Raw genomic sequence first — 21,604 nt, forward strand, 5'->3', positions numbered from 1 at the left:
CACTAAAATATCGTCATTTACCGCGATATCAGAGAAAGCGTTCACCGGGCCGCGGCGGCGGAACGCCTAGCCGGCCGGGCGGATCACCAGGAGCGACCGGGGGCGTTTGGTGAAGTCCAGGTCCCCGGGCACGGTGCACGTCTCACCGTCGCGCGCCAGCCGTACCGGACCGGACGGTGAGGAGATCCGCAGCGTGTCGGCCCGCCACCGCCGGTAGTGACGCGACAGGCCGAGGCCGGCGGTCATCACGGTGAGGAACGCGCGGGTCCTGGGCAGCCGGTCGGCGGCGGCGAGCACGCGGATGTCCAGCAGACCGTCCTCCAGACGTTGCCGCCTGGTGGGCACCGCGCCGCGTGAGTCGTAGCCGCAGTTGCCGACGAACACCAGCCAGACCCGCCTGGGCACGCCGTCGACGACGAGGTCGACGGGGCTCGCGCCTCCGGGACCGAGCACCTCGGCCATGGCCCACAGCAGGGCGGGCCACTTGCCGATCCGGCCCTGAAGCCGCTCCCTGCGGTCCACCAGCTCGGGGTAGAGGCCCAGGCTGGCGGTGTTGACGAAGACGCCTCCCGCCACCTCGCCGACATCGACGGCGGCGAGTTCCCCGGCCCGGTAGGCCCCCACGGCGTCGCCCGCGGTCTGCAGGCCGAGTGTGCGGGCGAAGTGGTCGAGGGTCCCCGCGGGCACGACCAGCAGCGGGACCTCGGCCGCCAGCGCCTCCCGTACGGCGCAGGCCACGGTGCCGTCGCCACCGGCCACCGCGAGCACGACGGCGCGTGTGGCGGCCTCGCGCATCACGGGCCGCAGATCGGCCTCCGGATCCGGCTCGACGACCTCGGCCCCGGGCAGCGCCTCGCGCAACAGCCCCGCGGTTCCCGTGCCGTTCCCGGCCGCGTCGTTCACCACCGCGACCACCCCCGCTCCCCCCGGGTCGAAGCGGGCCGAGGGCGCGGTGACGGCGGCCCGGGCCTGCCCGGCCTCGGCGGCACGGGGCCAGAGCCGCCGGGTGAGCAGGCCGGTCGCGACACCGACCGTGGCTCCGGCGAGGACGTCTCCCGGGTAGTGCACGCCGGTGTAGACGCGGGAGAAGCAGACCGCGGCGGCGAGCAGCGTCACGGGGGCGGTCACCGCGAGCGGCGCCTCCATGGCCACGGCGGTGGCGAACGCCGCCGCCGAGGCCGAGTGGCCGGACGGGAACGACGCCGACGAGGGCACCTTGATCAGCCGCGTCAGCGGGAGACCCTCCGACGAGGGTCTGGAGCGGCGGAAGATCTGTTTTCCGACCAGGTTCACCAGCGGGCTGGCCAGACTGACCGCGAGCAGCCCCCTGGTGGCGGCGCGGCGCAGGGGCCGCCGCCCGCTGACCGCGCACGCGGCGGCGAGTCCGGCCCAGAGCAGCGAGTTGTCCGCCGCCCGCGACAGGGCGGGCAGGAGACGCTCGACACCGGCGAGCCTCGCATCCGCCACCGCGGCGAAGAGCCGCCGGTCCATCCTGCCCAGCCGCGACATCAACCGCATTTCCCACGCTCCTCGAAACGCCGGGTACCCGCACGGAAACCTAGTCCTGTCGCATACTCCGATACCCGGCGGGCGTCCCCTTCGCGCCCCCGCCGTCACTCCGTCGAAAGGCGGGTGTTCACCGAGACGGGGCGGGGCGGGACGACCGCGCGGACGGACGGTCCGTCAGCGGGCCGCCGTCTCTCCGGTGGTCGCCGACGTGCCGAGGCGCACCTTCATCGCGTGCTCGACCAGGGCGATCAGCACTCTCTTGCCGGACTCCCGTTCCCGGGCGTCGCACAGCACGATCGGGATGTCCGGGTGGAGGGTCAGGCCGAGCCGTACCTCGTCGAGGTCGTAGCGGCGGGCTCCGTCGAAGCAGTTGACCGCGACGATGAAGGGCGTCTGGCGCCGCTCGAAGTAGTCCAGCGAGGGGAAGCAGTCGGCCAGCCGGCGCGTGTCGGCGAGGACGACGGCACCCAGCGCGCCCAGGGCCAGCTCGTCCCAGAGGAACCAGAACCGCTCCTGCCCCGGGGTTCCGAAAAGGTAGAGCCGGTACGCCTCGCCGATGGTGATGCGGCCGAAGTCCATGGCCACCGTGGTGGTCTGCTTGGCCTCCACCCCGGACAGGTCGTCGACCCCGACACCCCTGTCGGTCAGCGTCTCCTCGGTGCGCAGCGGCTGGATCTCGGAGACCGCGCCGACCATGGTGGTCTTGCCGGCCCCGAAGCCGCCCGCGACCAGGATCTTGATCGCCTTGGGCAGCTTGATCCGCCCGGCGTCGCGGCTAGAGCGCACGGAGTCCATCGAGCACCGCCCTGTACAGCCTCTCGTCGTGCATGTCCGTCTCCGTATGGGGCTCCTGCAGAGCGATGAACCCCTGTTCGAGCAAGTCGCTGAGCAGGACACGGACGGTGCCTGCCGGAAGGTTCGTGTGCGCGGCGATCTCGGCCACCGACTGCGGCTGGCGGCAGAGCTTCACGATGGCGAGACACTCGGGATCGAGGCCCGCCTCCTTGGACGGGATGGAGCGGACGGTCACCGCGAGGGTGATGAGATCGAACCTGCCGCGCGCCGGTTCGGTCCTGCCGCGGGTGAGGACGTACGGCCGGACGATCGGCCCGGCCTCGTCGCCCACCCACTGCGTGTCGGATCGCTCTTCGAAGGGGTTCATCGCGGAACGTCGTCCTTCACGACGGAGTCCGTGGCCCGGGGGGGCGAGATGAGGTACTGGCCGACGCGGGTGACGAGCATGGCCATCTCGTAGGCGACCAGGCCGACGTCGGCCTCCTGCGTGCAGAGCACGGCCAGGCAGGCGCCCTGCCCCGCCGCGCTCACGATCAGGTAGGCGGAGCGCATCTCGATGATGGTCTGGCGCACCGCGCCGCCGCTGACCCGATCGCTGACCCCCCTGCCCAGGCTCTGGATCGCCGAGCCGACGGCGGCCAGGTGTTCTGCGTCGGCCCGGTCGAACCTCGCCGACGCCGCCAACAGCAGGCCGTCGGTGGAGAAGACGATTCCGTGCTCGGCCTCTTCCACTCGGGCGACCAGGTCGTCCAGCAACCAGGCCAGATCGGTGAAAGATCCTGTTCCCTGCACCACTCGTTGTCCTCTTTCTGCCGGCGGGCGTTCGGCCGGCGGCCTCTAGCGGCTCGTCGGCGCCGGGCCGGCACGCGCGATTCGAGATCATCACTGGCGTCACATATGGGGTCTGCGGCCGTTGGTACGTTTCCCCTCCTGGTCGAGCAGGTCGGCGGCGTCGGAGCGACCTCGGCGGGTGCCCTCCTGGAAGGAGGCCATGGCCGCGCGGATCTCCTCGGGTGAGCGGTCGTCGTCGCCGTCGTCGGGGACGGGCTCGGGGGTGGGCGGGTCCCCCTCCTGCAGCGGGGTCGCGAGATGGGTCTGCGGGATACGGCGGGGGAGGCCCCCCGGCGTGTGACTGGTGTCGGGCGGGGGCAGCACGAGAGGAAGCGGGACCACGGGATCACCGGGAACGTCCCCGCCGTCGGAGACACCCGGCGCGGCGGGAGCACCGGACACCCTGGGGAGACCGGGGTCGCCGAGCGCCTCGGGAGCGCCGCCGGGCGCGTGACGGCCCGCGGTCAGCGCGGCCTCCCACCCATCGGACGACATCGCCTGGACGGACTGGTCGATGGCCTTCTCCCTCCTGCCGGTCGATCTGACACCGGTGACACCCAGCGGATCGGCCCCCCGATCGCGGGTCCCGGTCGTGGGCGCCCCACCGGCCATCACGCTGGCGTTCACCGCGCGGGGCTGCGGCACGGCCGCGCCCCCCTCGGCCTCGGACTCGCGCTGCTCGCCGACCAGATCCTGCGGGAGCAGGACGACGACCGTCGTGCCGCCGTACGGCGAGGCCTTGAACGTCACCCGGATGTCGTGGCGTTCCGCCAGCCGGCTGACCACGTACAGCCCCAGCCGGGCGTTGCCCCCCAGTTTGAGCTCGGGCGGGTTGGCGATCCGCTCGTTGGCCCCGGCGATGTCCTCCGGGCTCATGCCCAGGCCCCGGTCCTCGACCTCCAGGGCGTATCCGTGGGCCACGGCGTACCCGCTCACCTGCACCGTGGTGTAGGGCGGGGAGAAGGAGGCGGCGTTCTCGACCAGTTCGGCGACCAGGTGGATGACGTCGCTCACCGCCCGGCCGTCCAGCGCGACGTCTCCCAGGGGGAGCACGTCCACCCGGGTGTAGTCCTCGATCTCGGCCAGCGCGCCGCGGACGACGTCGATCATCGGCACCGAGTCGCGCCACGCGCGGCCGGGTGCCGCGCCGGAGAGCACCAGGAGGTTCTCCGCGTAACGTCGCATCCGAGTGGCCAGGTGGTCGAGCCGGAACAGGTCGCGGAGTTCCTGCGGGTCGTTCTCACGCCGCTCCATGACGTCCAGCACACTCAGCTGACGGTGGACGAGCGACTGGGTACGGCGGGCGAGGTTGCGCAGGATGTCGGCGATGTCACGCCGTAGCTGAGCCTGCTCGACCGCGACCTTGATCGCGGTCTGCTGCACGGCGTTGAACGCCTGGCCGACGTGACCGATCTGGTCGTTGCCGAACTCCAGCGGCGGCGCCTCGGCGGCGATGTCCACCTCCTGCCCGTGACCGATCCGGTCCACCACCGAGGGCAGTCGCTCGTTGGCGAGGTCCCATGCCGCGACGCGCAGCTTGTCGAGCTGCTGGACCAGGGCCCGCGCGGTGGTGATGGACAGGACGATCGAGGCGATGACGGCCAGCAGCCCTAGACCACCGGCCAGCGAGAGCCGTACGATGACGCCGACCGCGACCGGGGTGGCCCGCTCGACGATCCCGTCGCCCGCGGAGAGCACCACCTCCATCAGCTTCGTCAGCACGGGCTGGGAGGCGGAGGTCCACTGCCGGGCGTCGACGGACTCGGCCGGGGTCGCCGGGCTGGCGGAGGTGACCGGGTTGGCGGGGGTGACCGGGTTGGCGGGGGTGGTCGAGGTGGTGGGGTTGACCGGGCTGGTGGGGTTGGCGGTCCCCGCGGGAGCGGCCGGGGCGCCCCGCATGAGCTGTTCCTCCATACCGCGCATGCGGGCGAACGACTCGCTCTCGATCAGCCGCTGGCAGAGCTCCCGGTCGGCCGCGGGCAGCTCGGCCACGGCCTCCTGGAGGATGAACCGCCGGGTTCCGACGATCTGTGCGAACAGGGCGCGCTCGGCGTCGGTGAAGCGGCCCGCCGTCAGGGCGCCGGCCGCCAGGGCGTCCTCCTGGGCGAGGACCTCCCTGGCCCGGCTCAGCTCGATGACCGTACGGGTGTCCTTGGCGATCGCCACGTCGTCCAGCGTCGCCATGGAGTCGTAGATGCGATACAGGGACTCGATGACGTCGGTGAACAACTCGGCGGCCCGGATCCGGTCCAACGTCCCGGCGTCGATGGCCTTACGTCCGCCGCCGAGGCCGTTCAGTTTCTGGAACGTTTCGCCGATCCGGCGGTTGAGGGCCGCGCCCCCCAGCCACTGCACGTCACCACCGCTCGCGAGCTTCCGGAAGTTGGCTCCGGCCGCCTCGGTCCGCTTGCGCTGCGCGCTCAGCGACTCGCGCTGCTGACGGGTGGAGCGGGGCTCGGCCAGGTAGATCAGGCTGAGCCGCCGCTCGGACTGCAGCTCGACCAGCAGCCGCTCGCTCGGTTCCGCCACGCCCGAGTCGAGCTTGGCCACACCGAGCATGTTGACACCCTCACGGACCGTCACCCACGCGGTGAAGGCCCAGAGCGCGATAAGTGACACCAGCAGTGCCGTGACCTTGGTCCGCAAACGCGCGTTGCGCAAGCGCATAGCACCCATCCTGGTGAAAGTGAAAGAAAGTCACATTACTTTTCACGGCAATCAATGTGTGTGAACAAATCAACGCCACATCGCACCGTTGGCGGCATCCAGCAACGCACCCGCAGAACCCTAGCAATCTCCCCAAATACACTCAAGGCAAGATTGACCAGATGGGGCGGTCTGTCCTTTTCTCCGACCAAAATTCTGTGACATATTTCAGTTACTCTCCGTTATCGCGAGTCGCGGCCCCACCCCTCCGCAGGAGCCCCTGCCAGCGGGTACGGCACGCCGGAGGGCATGACGGACAGTGTGGAGGACGACGCGACGGATGCCGGGAGGGACAGTGCGCGCCGCGCCAGATGGAGCGCTCCCAGGATCGCCGCCCTGACGATCGCTACGGGCACATACAGGTCCTTGTCATGCCAGAGTGCCGGAGCGTCGATCGGCGCACCACGCTCGGTGACCGAGCCCAGCAGGCTGCGATACCCTCGCTCCACCGCCCGCGCGCGGCGCTCCTCGCCCACCGGATCCGCCGGGCCCGCCGGGACCGGTCCCGGCGGGGCGGGGCCGTCCGCCGACACCGGCCGGGCTGACGGATCCGTCAGCAGCAGGGTCTGCAGGGCGTAGGCCGTCTCCTCCGCCGTCCCCGCCCACCGCCCCCAGGATCCGTCATCGCGCTGGGTGTCCAGCAGCCACCGAACGGCTCCGCGCACGGCGCCCGCCGCCCCCTCGCCACCGTAGTCCTCCAGGGCGAGCGCGCAGCAGGCCGTCGCGTAGTAGGGCGAGGCGTGCCACCGGTCCATCCAGCTCCCGTCGGCCCGCTGGCAGCCGCGCAGCCACGCCGACAGCTTGCCCACGGCGATGGCGTAACGCGCGGTGTCACCGGACGGGCCGGCGGGGCGGCGCAGGTGCTCGCCGAAGGCGTCGAGCACGTGCGCGTTGACCGTCGGCGAGGCTCCCTCCTCCCCCTGCCAGGTGCAGAAATGGGTGTCCACCTCGTACGCCCAGAGGCAGCCGGGCTCGCGGGGCACGCCCAGCAGCGCCAGCGCGTACAGCCCGACGGAGGTGGTGTCGGAGTCCGGTGGCAGGCCCGCCCCCGCCGCGGTGCCGCCCGGGCCGATCGCGCGTTCCAGGCTCTCCACCAACTCGCCGGGTACGGTCACCGGGATGCCCGCGCGCCGCAGCCAGCTCAGCGTCCAGCCGCGTTCGAACACGGTGACGGGGATGGCGCAGGGCACCGGACCACCGGACCGGTTCACCACGGCCTCCAGGTAACGCCGCACCGGGGAGCTCCCGTCGAACGCCCCCGCCGCGCCGAGCCACGCGGCCCCGGCCGCGGGTGACGCTCCGACCGCGGCGACCGCCGGGGGGCGGGCCCCGCCCGGCTCCGCGCCAACCGGCTCCGCGCCGCCCGGCGAATCTCCGGCCAACCTCGCGGACGGGACCTCGGGGAGCGTCCCGAAGTCCTCGATCGGGCTCGGCGTGACCCCGGCGGCCCCGGCCGCCGCCTCACCCGCCACCTCCAGCGCGTGCAGCAGTTTGCGCGGGACCGTCGCGCCCGAGGCCAGCCGTGCCCGGATCATCGACAGTTTCACGCCGTCCATCCCCGCCGGAGGTTCCAGCGGCCCCCGCTCCCCCAGCGCCTCCAGATGGTTGTTGATCATGGTGGTCAGGGCCGGCACGATGAGCTCGATCGCCGGCATGTCGGGCAGGTCGCGCGAGACCGGCCCGCTCCGCCAGCGGCGCAGCGCCCCCAGCCCCCGCCGCGCCCCCACGGCCGCGAGGCCGCCCCCGTGGCCGGGGGGCTCGCGCCGCGCCTCCGCGAGGAGCGCCTCGGTCGCGCTGAGGGTGGGCACCAGGGCGTATCCGCCGGGGGCTCCCCAGCCGCCGTCCGGCCGCTGGGCGGCCAGCAGGAACCCGACGCGCCGGGCGTGACCGGCCAGCCACGGGGTCAGGCTCACCAGCCGCCCGGTCTCGTACGGCGAGGCCGAGACCTGGCCCCACGGCTCGGCCAGCAGACCCTCGACCAGCTCACGGGCCTCGGCGATCACGTCGATCTCCGGGAGAACCGTCCGCCGTGCCGTACCCGGGACCCGCGGCACCGTATCGGACCGGAGAAGGTCGTCGATGCTCACAGGGTGCCCCAGTAGTCGCCGAACCGATAGAAACCGGCGCAGAAGTCCATCTGCCGTTCGAGGTAGCCGGCCACCTCCGGATGGTCCGCCCGGAGTGGGGCGATCAGCTCCCGGCTCCGGGCGGCGAGCTCGGCGACGTGCCGCTCGACCTCGGGACGGGTGGGGCCGAGGAGCAGGGCGTTGAGGTCTCCCCAGGTCACGTCCCGTTCGTAGGTGCCCAGGTCGTTGAGGAGCCGGATCACCCGCTGCACCGCCCGGCCGGCCTCGGTGATCGGATCGGGACCGGCGGTGACGTCCGGACCGGCGGTGTGCAGCCGGTGGGCGGCGAAGACGAAGGAGAAGCCGAGGTTGTCGGCGTTGCCGAGGTACTCCTCGAACGTCGGGCGGACCTTGGCGGTCTTCCAGCGCCACTCCTCCAGCATCGCGGCCAGCATCCGACGGAGCTCCTCGCGCCAGACCGGCCCGAGCACCGGGAAGGCGGGGGCGGCTGCGAGCTCGTCGCGGACGTCGGCCAGCATGCGGGTGAGATCGTCGCCGGGGAGCGGCGGGGCGCCGCCGGCCACCTCCAGGCACCGCCGCGCGAGGTCGTCCACCTCCTGTGGGGAGGTCGCGACGTAGTCGACCAGCCAGTCCAGCCCGAACGCCCACAGGGTGGCCTTGTTGGCCATCCGCAACTGCTCGGCGGTGAACCAGGGCCCGCTGAACGCCATGGCCAGCGAGAGCGTGCTGTAGAGGGCCGGGTCGAACGGCTTGGCCGCGAACAGCTCGGGGTAGGCCGCCGCCCATTCGCGCATGCCGCGCTGGGACTGTCCGGCCACGGCGCAGACCGCCCCGCACTCCGCGGCGGTGGCCGCAGAGGCGAGGTCGGAGGGGGCGAGGCTGGAGGGGGCGAGGTCGGAGGGGGCCGTCACAGCGCCTCTCCCAGGGCGCGGCGGACCGGGACGAGCTTGAGCGCGATCTTCTCCCTGGGCCTCAGCGAGGCGGCGGGAGACGGCGTGAACGGCCCCGCGGTGGCGAGCGTCGGGCGGAACCGGCTCAGGATGGCGGCGACCAGGAGCGGCGCCTCCACGTAGAACAGGTGCTGTCCGAGACACTGGTGCGGTCCGCCGCCGAAGGGGAAGTAGGAATACTTGTGCCTGCGCTCCTGCCCCTCGGGCGCGAAGCGCTCCGGGTCGAACTCCAGCGGGCGCTCCCAGAACCCGTCCAGCCGGTGGGTGGCGTATGGGCTGATCAGCACCTGCGAGCCCGCCTTGACCCGCGTGCCGCCGATCTCGGCGGTCCTGGTGGCCATCCGAGGGAAGATCCAGCCGGCCGGGTAGAGCCGCAGCAACTCCTGCAGGACCATCCGGGTGTAGCGCAGTTCGGGGACGTGCGCCGGTACGGCCGGCCCGGCGCCGACCACGCGGTCGATCTCCTCGTAGAGCCGCTCCGCCACCTGTGGGTGGGCGTCCAGCAGCGGCCACAGCCAGGTCAAGGTCATGGCCGTGGACTCCGAGGCCGCGCCGTAGACGCTGACCAGGTCGTCGCGGATCTGCCGGTCGCCGATCTCCGCGCCGTCCTCCCCCCGGGCGCGGCAGAGGGCGGAGATGACGTCGAGGCTGTCACTGCGGTCGGCCCGCGCCTTCCTGATGACGGGGAACAGCACGTCGTCGACGGTCTCGACGGCCTTCATGAACGCCCGGTCTCCGGGCACCCGGACGGAGTAGGGCATGAAAGGCATGAGCAACCGGAAGTTGATCGAGGTGGCGGCGGTGTCGTAGGCGGGCGCGAGGCGCTCGCCGTCCGCCCGGGTGATCCGGTCGCCGAACAGCACGCGGATGACGGCCTGGTTCACGATCCCGGCCATCTCCTCGGCCGCGTCGACGAGCCGCCCCGACAGGGCGTAGCGGTCCAGCTCCTGGATGCGCAGGGTGATGGTCTTGGCCATCTCCTCGGCGATCGAGGCGATGTAGCGCCTGGTGAACAGGGGTTGCAGCACCTCCCTGCTGGACTCCCAGGGCTTTCCCTCGCCGAGGATGCTGGCGCCCAGGATGCGCCGCAGGGGCCGCCAGAACATGCCTTCGCGCCGGTAGTTCGTCCAGTCGGACTTGAGCACCTGCTGTACGTGGTCGGGGTGGGTCACCAGGTAGGGGCGGAAGAGCCCGAGGTCCAGGCGGACGACCTCGCCCTCCGCCTGCCTTCCGATCTCGGCGAGGGCGTTCACCGGATCTTTCACGAACCTCGGCAGGACACGATGGACAGGGATTGTTCTGCTGCGCCGGAACGCTCCAGCAGCCGCACCGATCGACATTACTTTGCTCTCCCACCTCGCGCGACGCGAACCTACGCAGCGTGAACACCGCCCACGGCGGAGCCAGGGCGGTGAGGCGCATTCCGGGATTCGGCCACTCCGGTGTGGCCTGTTCCCACGCGAAAACGGTCAGGGCTGGTCGACCGGCAGCCCCTTGACAACCCTTCCGCGCCTCGCCATGCGCCTTCTCACACTCACGTATCTAAAGAGTGCTTTTGTACGACTTTCGTAACCCTTTGGGCGAAGTATCACATGATCCACAGGGGCCGATCAAGGTCACAACCCGATAATATTTTCCATATGACTAGAATGACTTGCTTTATAGGGCAAATATTCGCGTAGCATGAACCAAATCCGTCAGCGGGCCTCCACCTCGGTCACGCACGGCGATGACGGGCGCAAGGCTGCCGACGGGTCCACCGGGGCGGCGGACGGTGATGGACCGGTCCCCGGCGCGCGGGTCACCTCCGGAGCGTCCCCACCCCGGCCACCGGCGCCCCGAACTGCGACGACGCACACCGTCCCGGATCCTCCCCGAGACCGGCACCTCAGTGCCCGAACGCCTCCAGGAGCCGGTCGGCGGCGAGGGAGGGGGTCAGAGCCCCGGTCTGAACCTCACGTTCGACCTCGGCGGTGATCGCGGCGACCTCCGGATGCTCGCGGAGCATGGTCAGCAGGCGGTCGGTCACCAGGGACCAGGTCCAGCCGACCTGCCGGCGACGGCGGCGGGCGGCGAGCTCACCGGAGGCCGCCATGGCGTCCTGGTGCGCGACGACCTGGCGCCAGAGCTCCTCCAGTCCGGTACCCTCGTACCCGCTGCACGTCAGGACCGGCACCGCGCGCTCCGAGCGGAGCAGCCGCAGCGCCCCCGCCAGCTCCCTGGCCGCCCTCCTGGCGTCCATCTCGTGGGGGCCGTCGGCCTTGTTGACCGCGATCACGTCGGCGAGCTCCAGCACCCCCTTCTTGATGCCCTGAAGCTGGTCGCCGGTCCTCGCCAGGGCGAGCAGCAGGAAGGTGTCCACCATGTCGGCCACGGCGGTCTCGGACTGGCCGACGCCGACGGTCTCCACGAGCACGACGTCGTACCCCGCCGCCTCCACCACGACCATCGCCTCGCGGGTCGCCTTCGCCACCCCGCCGAGGGTGCCCGAGGTGGGCGAGGGGCGGATGAAGGCGTGCGGGTCGGCGGCCAGACGGGACATCCTGGTCTTGTCCCCCAGGACGCTGCCGCCCGTCCTGGTCGACGACGGATCGACGGCGAGCACGGCCACCCGGTGGCCGTCCCCGGTCAGACGCACGCCGAGCGCGTCGATGAACGTGGACTTGCCGACCCCGGGCACGCCGGTGACGCCCACCCTGCGCGCCCGGCCGGCCAGCGGCGTCAGCTCCACCAGCAGCCGTTGCGCCAGGTCCCGATGGTCGGCCCTGGAAGACTCCACCAGCGTGATCGCCCGGGCGATCCAGAGCCGGGAGCCCTCCTTCACCCCCCGGACGTAGTCCTCAAGCGTCCGCGACATGGCCCAGCCGGGTGAGAAGGTCGGCGACCAGTTCCCGGGCGGCGTCGGCGATCACGGTGCCCGGCGGGAAGATGGCCGAGGCCCCGGCGGCGCGCAGCTCGTCGAAGTCGCCCGGCGGGATGACACCGCCGACCACGATCATGATGTCGTCCGCGCCGAGCCCGGCGAGCGCCTCACGGAGAGCGGGAACCAGCGTCAGATGCCCGGCCGCCAGCGAGGAGACCCCGACCACGTGCACGTCGGCCTCGACCGCCTGACGGGCGACCTCCTCGGGCGTCTGGAAGAGCGGGCCGACGTCCACGTCGAATCCGAGGTCGGCGAAGGCGGTGGCGATCACCTTCTGCCCCCGGTCGTGACCGTCCTGCCCCATCTTGGCCACCAGGATGCGGGGGCGGCGGCCCTCCAGGCGCTCGAACTCGGCGCACGCCGTGCGGATCTCGTCCACGCCGGACCCCACCTCCTCGCGGTAGACGCCGGATATGGTGCGGATCTGGCCGGCGTGCCGGCCGAACACCCGCTCCAGCGCCTCGGAGATCTCTCCGACCGTCGCCTTGGCCCGCGCGGCCTCGATGGAGAGCGCGAGCAGGTTGCCGTCGCCCGCCGCTCCCTTGGTGAGCGCCTCCAGCGCCTGGGTCACCCGGCCGGCGTCCCGCTCCTCGCGCAGGCGGCGGAGCTTGTCGAGCTGCTGCGCGCGGACCGAGGTGTTGTCGACCTTGAGCACGTCGATGGCCTCGTCGGCGTCGGACCGGTACTTGTTGACGCCGATGACCGGCTGACGCCCCGAGTCGATGCGCGCCTGGGCACGGGCGGCGGCCTCCTCGATGCGGAGCTTCGGCAGCCCCTGGTCGATCGCCCTGGCCATCCCCCCCGCGGCCTCGACCTCCTCGATGTGCTCCCACGCCCGGCGCGCCAGCTCGTGGGTGAGCCGCTCCACGTAGTAGGAGCCGCCCCAGGGGTCGATCACCCGGCAGGTGCCGGACTCCTGCTGGAGCAGCAGCTGGGTGTTGCGGGCGATCCGCGCGGAGAAGTCGGTGGGCAGGGCCAGCGCCTCGTCGAGGGCGTTGGTGTGCAGCGACTGGGTGTGGCCCTGGGTGGCCGCCATCGCCTCGACGCAGGTGCGCACGACGTTGTTGAAGACGTCCTGGGCGGTGAGCGACCAGCCGGAGGTCTGCGAGTGGGTCCGCAGCGACAGCGACTTGGGGTCGCGTGCTTCGAACCCGGAGACCAGCCGCGCCCAGAGCAGCCGGGCGGCCCGCAGCTTGGCGACCTCCATGAAGAAGTTCATGCCGATGCACCAGAAGAACGACAGCCTCGGCGCGAAGGCGTCGATGTCCAGGCCCGCCCCGACGCCCGCCCGGAGATACTCCACCCCGTCGGCGAGGGTGTAGGCCAGCTCCAGGTCGCAGGTGGCCCCGGCCTCCTGGATGTGGTACCCGGAGATCGAGATCGAGTTGAACTTGGGCATCCTCTCACTGGCGTAGGAGAAGATGTCGGAGATGATCCGCATTGAGGGGCCCGGCGGATAGATATAGGTGTTGCGGACCATGAACTCCTTGAGGATGTCGTTCTGGATGGTGCCGGCGAGCTGCTCGGGCGCCACCCCCTGCTCCTCGGCCGCCACGATGTAGAGCGCGAGCACCGGGAGCACCGCGCCGTTCATGGTCATCGACACGCTCATCCGGTCGAGGGGGATCCCGTCGAAGAGCTGCCGCATGTCGTAGATGGAGTCGATGGCCACCCCGGCCATGCCGACGTCCCCGGCCACGCGCGGGTGATCGGAGTCGTAGCCTCGGTGGGTGGCGAGGTCGAAGGCGACCGACAGGCCCTTCTGCCCGGCGGCCAGGTTACGCCGGTAGAAGGCGTTGGACTCCTCGGCGGTGGAGAACCCGGCGTACTGCCGGATGGTCCACGGCTGGTTGACGTACATGGTCGGGTACGGCCCGCGCAGGTACGGCGCGGCCCCCGGATAGGTGTTCAGGGAGTCGAGTCCGGCCAGGTCCTCGGCCGTGTAGAGCGGTTTGACGTCGATCCCCTCGGGCGTCTGGAACACCAGCTCGTCCGGGGTCCTGCCGGTGGCCGCCCGCACGGCCCGCGCCCAGCCGGCCGGATCCGGCGCCGAGGGCTCGGTCCTCAGCCCGATTCCGGAGAAGTCGGGGATCATCCGGTCACCTCCAGGTCGTCGAAGGTCGTGCGGAGCACGGCGAGCGCGTCGCACCCGGCGTAGAGGTTGGCGTCCACGCCCGCGTACCTCCCCTTACCCGCCAGCCAGATCCTTCTCGCACCCGCGGCGCGCAGCGCGGCGGCCACGGCCTCGGCGTGCTCGCCGTACAGCCGGTCGCTGGAGCACAGGCAGGCGATCCGCGCGCCGCTCGCGGTGAACGCCGCGGCGATCAGGGCGGGGTCGACGGTGGCGCCGGGGGTGAGAGTGGCGATGCCCCCCGCCTGGAACAGGTTGGCCGCGAACGACGCCCTGGCCGTGTGGGCGGCCGGCGGGCCGATGACCGCCAGGAACACGGCGGGCCGGACCTCCTGGGCGTCGGCCAGGTCGCGCAGCGCCTCGAAGTCCTGGGCGTATCGCACCCCCGTGGCCCTGACCGGCCGGGGGGCGCGGACGGGGAGCCGCTCGGTGAGGTTGGGGAACTCGCTCACGCCGGTGATCGGGTCGCGACGGTGGGCGATGTTGTCCGCCCGCCGCCGCCAGGTGGTGGCGAGCCGGGCCTCGACGAGCCCGCTCTCCAGGGCCGCGGCCATCCCTCCGGCGCGCTCGATCTCCTGGAACCACTCCCAGGCCACGCCCGCCAGGTCCTCGGTGAGCCGCTCGACGTACCAGGATCCGCCGGCCGGGTCGATCACCCGGGCCACCCCCGCCTCCTCGACGAGCAGCGAGTGGGTGTTGCGCGCGATCCGGCGGGCGAAGGCGTCCGGCAGTCCCAGGCAGGCGTCGAACGGCTGCACGGTCACCGCGTCGGCCCCGCCGACCCCGGCGGCGAAGCAGGCGAGAGTGGTGCGGAGCATGTTCACCCAGGGGTCGCGGGCGGTCATCATGGCCGAGCCGGTCACCGCGTGCTGCCGCTGCCCCGCCCCGGCCCCCGCCCCGCACACCTCGGCGACGCGCGCCCAGAGCCGGCGCGCGGCGCGGAGTTTGGCGATGGTGAGGAACTGGTCGGCGGTGGCGGCGTAACGGAACTCCAGCTGGCCGAACGCCTCCTCGGTGGTGAGCCCGGCCCCGGTCAGCGTCCGAAGGGCCGCGACCCCCGCGGCGACGGAGCAGCCGAGCTCTTCGGCGTCGCTTCCGCCCGCGTCGTGGTACGGCGTGCCGTCCACCACGATCGCCCTGAGGCCGGGGAACCCCGCCACACAGCGCCCGGCCAGCTCGACCGCGGTCTCCACGTCGCGCAGCGGGTCGGCGCCCAGGTTGCCGGTGAGCCGCCCGGTCCCCCGCTCCGCCGCCTCCTTCGCCTCGGCCACCGCGAACAGCGCCTCGGCCGCCTCGCGGGTGCGCGGGCCCGCGTCCAGCGTGACCGAGATCAGCTCCAGGTAGACCCGGTCGAGGACGCGGGGCAGGTCCTCGGGTTCCAGGGCGAGCCAGAGCGAGGTGACACCGTTCTCCAGGTCGGCGAGGACCGCCTCGGGGTCGGCCACCTCGTGCCGCTGCCTGACGTCCCAGCTCCCGCCCTCCGGACGGGCGCCCCGGACATAGGGAGCGGCCCCCGGCAGCCCGGGGTCGCCGGGAAGGTCGGAGGCGTCGTAGAGCGGCGCGACGGTCACGCCGTCATAGGTCGTGGAGGCCAGGGCCTCTTCAGGAGAGGCGGCCTCGATCCCGGACTTCCGTAGAACACCGAGGGCCAGCTCGCGCCACCGCTCCCGCGTGATCGGCGGGAAGTCGGCGGGTGGTCGAAGTCCCTGAGGTGGCACCGTCATGAACCGGATAGTAAGGGGCCCCACCGCAGAACGTTATTCCGGGGTCGGGTCTCGGGAGCGCGGGACCCGCGTCCGCGTGACGGTACCGCGGGCCCTGCCGGAGCGTCCGGCCGTGCCTTCGCGATCGGACGAGGGTCAGGTGACGGGTTTCTTCCAGGCGGCTTCCCAGGTGGCGCGGTCCACGGTGCCGGTGACCGACAGCCCCTTCTCCCGCTGGAAGGCGCGGCAGACCTCACGGGAGCCCTCGCCGTACAGGCCGTCGACGTCGAGCTTCCAGCCGCGCTTCTTCATCTGCCCCTGCCAGGTGCGGACGTCCTCACCCTTCATGATCGGCGGATATCTCAGGACGCGACCGGGGAAGACCGGGGCCGGGGCTGTCGGGGTGGTGGGGGTGCCGCCGGGACGGGGGGCGCCCTTCTTCACCCAGGCGTACAGCGGGCCGCCGGGACAGTCGGTGGAGTAGCCGTCGCGGTGCCCCTTGATCTCCGTGCCGGCGCCGCCCTTGGCGCGGAGATACTCGACGGCGTCGAGGATGGCGTGCAGCATGGCGTCGTTCGGCTGGATCAGCCCGGAGGAGCCGACCAGGCCGAGCACGGCGTAGTGGTCGCTGTTGAGCCCGGCGCCGTTGGCGGCCGGCAGCCTGCCGGGGCCCCGGCCCTCGAAGACCTTGCGGTGCGGGCAGGCCACCATCGAGTAGCCGATGTCCATCCAGCCGTTGCCGTCCATGTGGTACTTCTGGATGGCCTTCATCATGGCGACGCACTTGGCATGGTCGTTGACGATGTCCGAGCTGACCTGACCGCCGGTGTAGTGGACCTTGGCTCCCCGGGTGGAGGTGAGCCGGCCGTAGGAACCACGCGGTTCCCGGGCACCCCACTCGCGACGGGTAACGAGATCAATGGCCACGAGACTTCTCCACGGTTTGGGTAACGAATGCTAACCAGAGCGTAAAGCTCGTCTATCACCATACGGTGCGGCTCGCCAAACGATCTACCAGTATCCCGACGCGCCGCGAGTTTCCTGGGATGGCCGGTATCGGGACGGGCGTCCTTTTCCCCGGAGCCGACCGGCCAAACCTCTCTCCCGGCTCCGTCCGGCCCTCGAAGACCTCCGCCCGCTCTTTCCCGGGTGTCCTCCCCGGCCTCCCGCCGGGCTCCGGCCCGCCGCCGGAACCACGGGCGCCCCCGCACGGGCCTTCGAGCGCTCCCCGGAGGTCTCAGGGGCGTTCCCCCAGGCCGGGCCGGATCACCCGGCGTTCGGTGACGATGGCGGTGACGAGGTCGTGCGGGGTGACGTCGAAGGCCGGGTTCAGGGCGCGGGCCCCCTCGGGTGCCAGCCGTACCCCGCGCACCGAGAGCACCTCCTCGGGGTCGCGCTCCTCGATCTCGATTCCGGCCCCGGTGGGGGTGGCCGGGTCCACGGTGCTCTCCGGGGCGACGACGACGAACGGCACGCCCGCGCGACGGGCGCCGAGGGCCAGGGCGTAAGAGCCGATCTTGTTGGCCGTGTCGCCGTCGGCGGCGATCCGGTCCGCGCCGATCAGCACCGCGTCGGCGTATCCCCTGGCCAGCAGGGCCGGTCCGGCGGAGTCGGCGACCAGGCGGTACGGCGCGCCCAGTCGATCGAGCTCCCAGGCCGTCAGCCGGGCGCCCTGGAGGAGCGGCCGGGTCTCCAGGGCCAGTGTCTCGGTCAGCTGTCCCCGTTCGTGCAGGGTCCGCACCACACCGAGTGCGGTACCGCGCTCCACGGCGGCGAGACCTCCGGTGTTGCAGACGGTCATGATCCGCACCCGGTCGCGCCCGGTGAGCTCGCGCACCAGGCCGGCGCCCCGTTCCCCCATCGCCCGGCAGGCCGCGATGTCCTCGTCCCGGATCCGCAGCGCCCGGCCGAGAACCGCGTCGAATCCGCCGCCCAGGCAGCTGAGCGCCTCGTCGACGCCCCAGGCGAGGTTGACCGCTGTGGGTCTGGCCGCCCGCAGCCGGGCCGCGGCGGCGACCGGATCGGGTTCGCCCCGCGTCGCGAGCGCCACTCCCATGGCCCCGGCGACGCCCAGGGCGGGAGCCCCCCGTACGGCCAGCCGCCGGACGGCGTCGACGAGCCCGTCCACCGTGTCGATCCGGAGCACGAGGAACCTGCCGGGCAGCTCTGTCTGGTCCACGAGCTCGACGGCTCCGTCAACCCAGTCGATCGTCCGCATATCTCAAGATATGCCGATAAAACTCAGGTACCGGGCCTGCGCGTGCGGTCTTATACGCACATATGAGATATGCCCATGACGCGATGGTGTCGGTAGCCTTGCCCGCATGGCCGCCCCCCTGACCCCCGAAGATCCGCCCAGCCTCGGGGCATACCGGCTGGCGGGAAGGCTCGGCGAGGGCGGCCAGGGCGTGGTCTACCTCGCCTACCCGCCGGACGGCGAGCCGGTCGCCCTCAAGCTGCTGCTCCGCGGCGACCCCGAGACGCGGACGCGGCTGGCGCGCGAGCTGTCGGCCCTGGAGAGCGTCGCCCCCTTCTGCACGGCCCGCGTGCTGGCGGCCTCGGTCGACGGGCCCCGGCCGTACGTGGTGAGCGAGTTCGTGGACGGGCCGTCCCTGCAGCAGCGGATCAAGGAGCGCGGGCCGCTGCGGGGCGGCGAGCTGGAGCGCCTGGTGATCGGCACGGCCACCGCCCTGGCGGCCATCCACGCGGCGGGGGTCGTGCACCGGGACTTCAAGCCCGCCAACGTGCTGCTCGGCCCGGACGGTCCCCGCGTCGTGGACTTCGGCATCGCCAGGGCGGAGGGCGCGGCCACGATGACCTCCGGCATCGTCGGCACTCCCGCCTACCTGGCCCCCGAGCAGATCGGCGGGGCCCCGGCCTCGGCCGCCTCCGACGTGTTCGCCTGGGCGGCCACCATGCTCTGCGCGGCGAGCGGCCGATCGCCGTTCGGGGCCGACACCCTGCCCGCCGTACTGCACCGGATCCTGCACGCCCACCCCGACCTGTCGGTCCTGCCGCCCAGGTTCGCCGGTCTGATCGGCTCCTGCCTGGACAAGGACCCCACCCGGCGGCCGACGGCCCGCTCCCTGATGGTCGGTCTGGTGGACCCGGACACCCGGAGCGCGGCCTCCACCGAGGACCTGGCCAGGATCGGCACCCGGATCGCGGCCCCGGACACCGCGCTCCCGCACGGCACCGGCACAGGCGACACGGACGGCACAGGCGACACGGGCGACACGGACGGCAGGCGCGGCACGGGCGCGGCGGGTCTCGGCACCCGGCCGTCCCGGCGGTCCCGGGGCACCGTCGGCGGCGCGGTCCTCGTCGCGGTGTCGCTGGTGATCGCCGGAGGCGTCGCCGGCTGGTTCCTCCTTGGCGACCACACGGCCTCCCCCTCCTCCCGCGGCTCCTCCTCCCGCCCCCCGACCGGCCCCGCCCTGCCCCCGGCCGGTACGGCCTCCCCCTCCCCCTCCCCCGACGGCGCCGACACCGACGGGAGCGGCGACACCGACGGCGTCGCCGACCCCGGTGACGTCGTCGACACCGCCGAGCCCACCCCGGCACCGGCGGGGACGACCGCATCCCAGCGGCCCGGGAGCGCGGGGAAGGTCCCCGCCTCCTTCGCCGGAACCTGGTCGGGACACATCAAGCCCAGCATCTCGTACGGCAGTTTCCGGGAACACGACGTGAAGATCGACCTCGTCGCCGGAAAGAGCTCGGGCACGTGGGAGGAGCCGACCTCCGGCTGCACCGCCGCCCTCGACCTCGCCAAGGCCGGCGCCGGGACACTCGACTTCGAGTTGCGGCCGGACGACCCGCTCAACTGCGTCCCGGGCACGCTGACCCTCACCCGCAGGGGTGCCGTCCTCGCCTATCACTGGATCGACGGCCTGGGGCTCGTCTCCTACGACGGTGATCTGTCCAGGGGCTGACCGGCCGCCGCGAGGCCACGCTCACCCCCGCCTGCGGAACACCGGCACGGGCGGCACGGGCGGAGTTTCCGGCCGCCACGCCCCGGGGAAAACCCCTCGACCTCCGTACCGGCAAAGGGGATCATTGCCGTCATGTCCACACTCAGGGAGGTCCACTTTCCGCCGGAGCCGCTCCAGACGGGACTGCCGGCGGCGCTCTGGCTCGACGACTCCGACTCGGCGATGGACGTGATCGACGCGCTCGCCCTGTCGCCGTTCGTCACGGGCGCGCAGCCGTGGTCGCGCGTCACGGAGCTGGAGCGGGTCCGCCGCGAGGCCACGCTCACCCCCGCCGGCGGGACGCTGGTCCGGGCGGCGCGGGAGGAGAACGGCCGGGAGTCGCGGCTGGTGCGCGGGGAGGGCTGGACGCTGCGCGTGATCCGCTACCGCAACCGCTCCGCCACGGTCGGTGTGACGGCGGTCGACGACGAGCTGGCCCGCGCGGTGATCGAGGAGACCGTCAAGGACGCGGTGGAGCCCGTCCCCGAGAGCGACCACGTCGAGATGGGCTTCTGGTGGCACGGTCCGCAGAGCCCCCGGCGTTCCGACAAGCCCATCACCGCCTCCCCGTGGGCGCGGATCTCCGGAAACTACGCCCGTTCCCTGAACGACCCGCTCTCCCGGCTGATGTCGGTCACCCCGGCCGACGTACACGGCCGCCTGATCCTCCTGCACGGCCCGCCGGGCACCGGCAAGACCACGCTGCTGCGCACACTCGCCCGTGAGTGGCGGTCGTGGTGCCAGGTGGACTGCGTGCTCGACCCGGAGAGGCTGTTCGACTCACCGGGATACCTGATGGATGTCGCGGTCGGCTTCGACACCGACGAGGGCGACGAAGGAGACGGCAAGGGCGGAAAGTGGCGGCTGCTCGTGCTGGAGGACTGCGACGAGCTGATCAGGTCCGGCGCCAAGGAGGCGACGGGGCAGGGGCTGTCCCGGCTGCTCAACCTGACCGACGGACTGCTCGGCCAGGGGCGTGACGTGCTGGTGGCCATCACCACCAACGAGGACCTGGCCCGACTCCACCCCGCGGTGGTCCGTCCGGGCCGCTGCCTCGCCCAGATCGAGGTGGGCGCCCTCCCCCACGACGAGGCGTCCCGCTGGCTCGGCACCTCCGAGGGTGTTCCGGCGTCCGGGGCCACTCTCGCCGAGCTGTTCGCCCTGCGCGAGGGGGTGACCCACGGCTCCACCGCCCCGGAGGGCATCGGCCTCTATCTTTGACATCCTCACCTGCCCTGAGAAGGCAGGGATTCCCGGCCGAAACCAGGTGGTTCGCGGAGCGGGACTGCGGGAAACATCGCCGGTCCATATTTTTATGTATGGCGATATATATTCCCATTTTCGATGGTTCAATTTCACCGTGGAGGAACTCCGGCACTCCGCGATCCCGGCCGCCTCCGGCGCGGGATTCCTCCGTTCTCACAGCGGTCACACCTCTCCCGCCCCGCGGTCGCGGACTCGGGGGGTGACGCCGATCGGCGCCGCGCCGGCCGGGAGGGTCCGGGTCAGGACTGGCTGTCGGTCCAGACGTTGCTCACCCTGCCCCCGGAAGGGCACAGGTAGCTCTTCGTGAGCGAGGCGTACTGCCATGCGCTGTAGTGGTTGGCGCTCCTGGTCGTGCACTTCACGCCGAGCCGCCACCGCTCCCAGCCCGCCACGACGTTGCAGCCGCCGTACCCGATGGTCGCCGCGGCGTTGGTGTAGGACCAGCAGCTGGCCAGGGGGCCGGCCGGGGAGGCCCGGGTCAGGGCGGGGGCCTGGGGGAACGCCGGCCCTCCGGCCACCAGGACGCCGGCGGCGAGGGCCACCGCCGCCTTCAGGGAAATCACGCGCCGATACCTCCGATCAGAGTGCGAAACCGATCTCCGGGCGACGGGCGCCCACATATCCGTGCGTGAAAGAACTTATCCCTGACATAAGAAACGGACAAGAAATTTCCTGCCGAGAGCACAGATGTTATATCTGAGTCACCTGTGTTATATCCAGCCGGAGCCGACA

General features: G+C 72.0%; 16 protein-coding genes. 2 read left to right on the forward strand and 14 right to left on the reverse strand.

Annotation, left to right across the window (positions count from 1 at the left end; translation table 11 throughout):
* Nucleotides 1–66: 66 nt before the first annotated feature.
* The 13 genes from ACWEF2_RS19450 to mtnA form a co-directional block, all read right to left on the reverse strand.
* Nucleotides 67–1,518, reverse strand: a complete 1,452-nt coding sequence (locus tag ACWEF2_RS19450) for a phosphatase PAP2 family protein (protein WP_453816986.1) — start codon at nt 1,516–1,518, stop codon at nt 67–69.
* A gap of 165 nt (nt 1,519–1,683) precedes the next feature.
* Entirely contained in the window at nt 1,684–2,304 is a 621-nt protein-coding gene (locus ACWEF2_RS19455) for a GTP-binding protein (RefSeq protein WP_355597131.1), read from the reverse strand.
* Nucleotides 2,285–2,671, reverse strand: coding sequence for a DUF742 domain-containing protein (locus tag ACWEF2_RS19460; protein WP_355597129.1), 387 nt, complete (start codon nt 2,669–2,671; stop codon nt 2,285–2,287). The genes ACWEF2_RS19455 and ACWEF2_RS19460 overlap by 20 nt, the downstream gene beginning before the upstream one ends.
* On the reverse strand, nt 2,668–3,099 hold the full coding sequence (locus ACWEF2_RS19465; protein WP_355597127.1) for a roadblock/LC7 domain-containing protein: 432 nt from the start codon (nt 3,097–3,099) through the stop codon (nt 2,668–2,670). Before ACWEF2_RS19465 ends, ACWEF2_RS19460 begins: the two co-directional genes overlap by 4 nt.
* A gap of 96 nt (nt 3,100–3,195) precedes the next feature.
* On the reverse strand, nt 3,196–5,802 hold the full coding sequence (locus ACWEF2_RS19470) for a sensor histidine kinase (protein ID WP_453816989.1): 2,607 nt from the start codon (nt 5,800–5,802) through the stop codon (nt 3,196–3,198).
* A 221-nt stretch (nt 5,803–6,023) separates the two neighbouring features.
* Entirely contained in the window at nt 6,024–7,928 is a 1,905-nt protein-coding gene (locus tag ACWEF2_RS19475) for a prenyltransferase/squalene oxidase repeat-containing protein (protein ID WP_453816990.1), read from the reverse strand.
* Nucleotides 7,925–8,839, reverse strand: coding sequence for a terpene synthase family protein (locus ACWEF2_RS19480; RefSeq protein ID WP_453816991.1), 915 nt, complete (start codon nt 8,837–8,839; stop codon nt 7,925–7,927). Before ACWEF2_RS19480 ends, ACWEF2_RS19475 begins: the two co-directional genes overlap by 4 nt.
* Nucleotides 8,836–10,131 (reverse strand): cytochrome P450, encoded by a 1,296-nt coding sequence (locus ACWEF2_RS19485; RefSeq protein WP_453816993.1) that lies wholly within the window; start codon nt 10,129–10,131, stop codon nt 8,836–8,838. Before ACWEF2_RS19485 ends, ACWEF2_RS19480 begins: the two co-directional genes overlap by 4 nt.
* Before the next feature lie 635 nt (nt 10,132–10,766).
* A complete protein-coding gene (gene meaB, locus ACWEF2_RS19490) occupies nt 10,767–11,735 on the reverse strand; it encodes a methylmalonyl Co-A mutase-associated GTPase MeaB (protein WP_453816995.1) in 969 nt (322 codons plus the stop codon).
* A complete protein-coding gene (gene scpA / locus ACWEF2_RS19495; protein WP_453816997.1) occupies nt 11,719–13,896 on the reverse strand; it encodes a methylmalonyl-CoA mutase in 2,178 nt (725 codons plus the stop codon). Before scpA ends, meaB begins: the two co-directional genes overlap by 17 nt.
* Nucleotides 13,893–15,656, reverse strand: a complete 1,764-nt coding sequence (locus ACWEF2_RS19500; RefSeq protein WP_453817062.1) for a methylmalonyl-CoA mutase family protein — start codon at nt 15,654–15,656, stop codon at nt 13,893–13,895. The genes scpA and ACWEF2_RS19500 overlap by 4 nt, the downstream gene beginning before the upstream one ends.
* Nucleotides 15,657–15,791: 135 nt before the next feature.
* The gene (locus ACWEF2_RS19505) at nt 15,792–16,562 is read right to left on the reverse strand and encodes a peptidoglycan recognition protein family protein (RefSeq protein WP_453816999.1); all 771 of its coding nucleotides are present in this window, start codon (nt 16,560–16,562) and stop codon (nt 15,792–15,794) included.
* Between the two features lie 310 nt (nt 16,563–16,872).
* On the reverse strand, nt 16,873–17,853 hold the full coding sequence (gene mtnA / locus ACWEF2_RS19510; protein WP_453817001.1) for an S-methyl-5-thioribose-1-phosphate isomerase: 981 nt from the start codon (nt 17,851–17,853) through the stop codon (nt 16,873–16,875).
* Between the two features lie 106 nt (nt 17,854–17,959).
* Here mtnA and ACWEF2_RS19515 point away from each other — a divergent pair, with 106 nt between their 5' ends.
* Nucleotides 17,960–19,567 (forward strand): serine/threonine-protein kinase, encoded by a 1,608-nt coding sequence (locus ACWEF2_RS19515; protein WP_453817003.1) that lies wholly within the window; start codon nt 17,960–17,962, stop codon nt 19,565–19,567.
* Between the two features lie 132 nt (nt 19,568–19,699).
* Complete coding sequence (locus tag ACWEF2_RS19520; RefSeq protein ID WP_453817005.1) at nt 19,700–20,827, forward strand: DUF5925 domain-containing protein; 1,128 nt, start codon at nt 19,700–19,702, stop codon at nt 20,825–20,827.
* Between the two features lie 284 nt (nt 20,828–21,111).
* On the opposite strand, the gene ACWEF2_RS19525 is transcribed toward ACWEF2_RS19520, so the two are convergent.
* A complete protein-coding gene (locus ACWEF2_RS19525; RefSeq protein ID WP_453817006.1) occupies nt 21,112–21,435 on the reverse strand; it encodes a hypothetical protein in 324 nt (107 codons plus the stop codon).
* Nucleotides 21,436–21,604: the final 169 nt, after the last annotated feature.

It is taken from the genome of Streptosporangium sp. NPDC004631 (assembly GCF_053601935.1).

Excerpts from the sequence above, each read along its gene's own strand:
- ACWEF2_RS19460 (WP_355597129.1), bottom strand. The coding sequence starts at position 2,671 with ATGAACCCCTTCGAAGAGCGATCCGACACGCAGTGGGTGGGCGACGAG.
- ACWEF2_RS19500 (WP_453817062.1), bottom strand. The coding sequence starts at position 15,656 with ATGACGGTGCCACCTCAGGGACTTCGACCACCCGCCGACTTCCCGCCG.
- meaB (WP_453816995.1), bottom strand. The coding sequence starts at position 11,735 with ATGTCGCGGACGCTTGAGGACTACGTCCGGGGGGTGAAGGAGGGCTCC.
- mtnA (WP_453817001.1), bottom strand. The coding sequence starts at position 17,853 with ATGCGGACGATCGACTGGGTTGACGGAGCCGTCGAGCTCGTGGACCAG.
- ACWEF2_RS19515 (WP_453817003.1), top strand. The coding sequence starts at position 17,960 with ATGGCCGCCCCCCTGACCCCCGAAGATCCGCCCAGCCTCGGGGCATAC.
- scpA (WP_453816997.1), bottom strand. The coding sequence starts at position 13,896 with ATGATCCCCGACTTCTCCGGAATCGGGCTGAGGACCGAGCCCTCGGCG.
- ACWEF2_RS19450 (WP_453816986.1), bottom strand. The coding sequence starts at position 1,518 with ATGCGGTTGATGTCGCGGCTGGGCAGGATGGACCGGCGGCTCTTCGCC.
- ACWEF2_RS19455 (WP_355597131.1), bottom strand. The coding sequence starts at position 2,304 with ATGGACTCCGTGCGCTCTAGCCGCGACGCCGGGCGGATCAAGCTGCCC.
- ACWEF2_RS19520 (WP_453817005.1), top strand. The coding sequence starts at position 19,700 with ATGTCCACACTCAGGGAGGTCCACTTTCCGCCGGAGCCGCTCCAGACG.
- ACWEF2_RS19470 (WP_453816989.1), bottom strand. The coding sequence starts at position 5,802 with ATGCGCTTGCGCAACGCGCGTTTGCGGACCAAGGTCACGGCACTGCTG.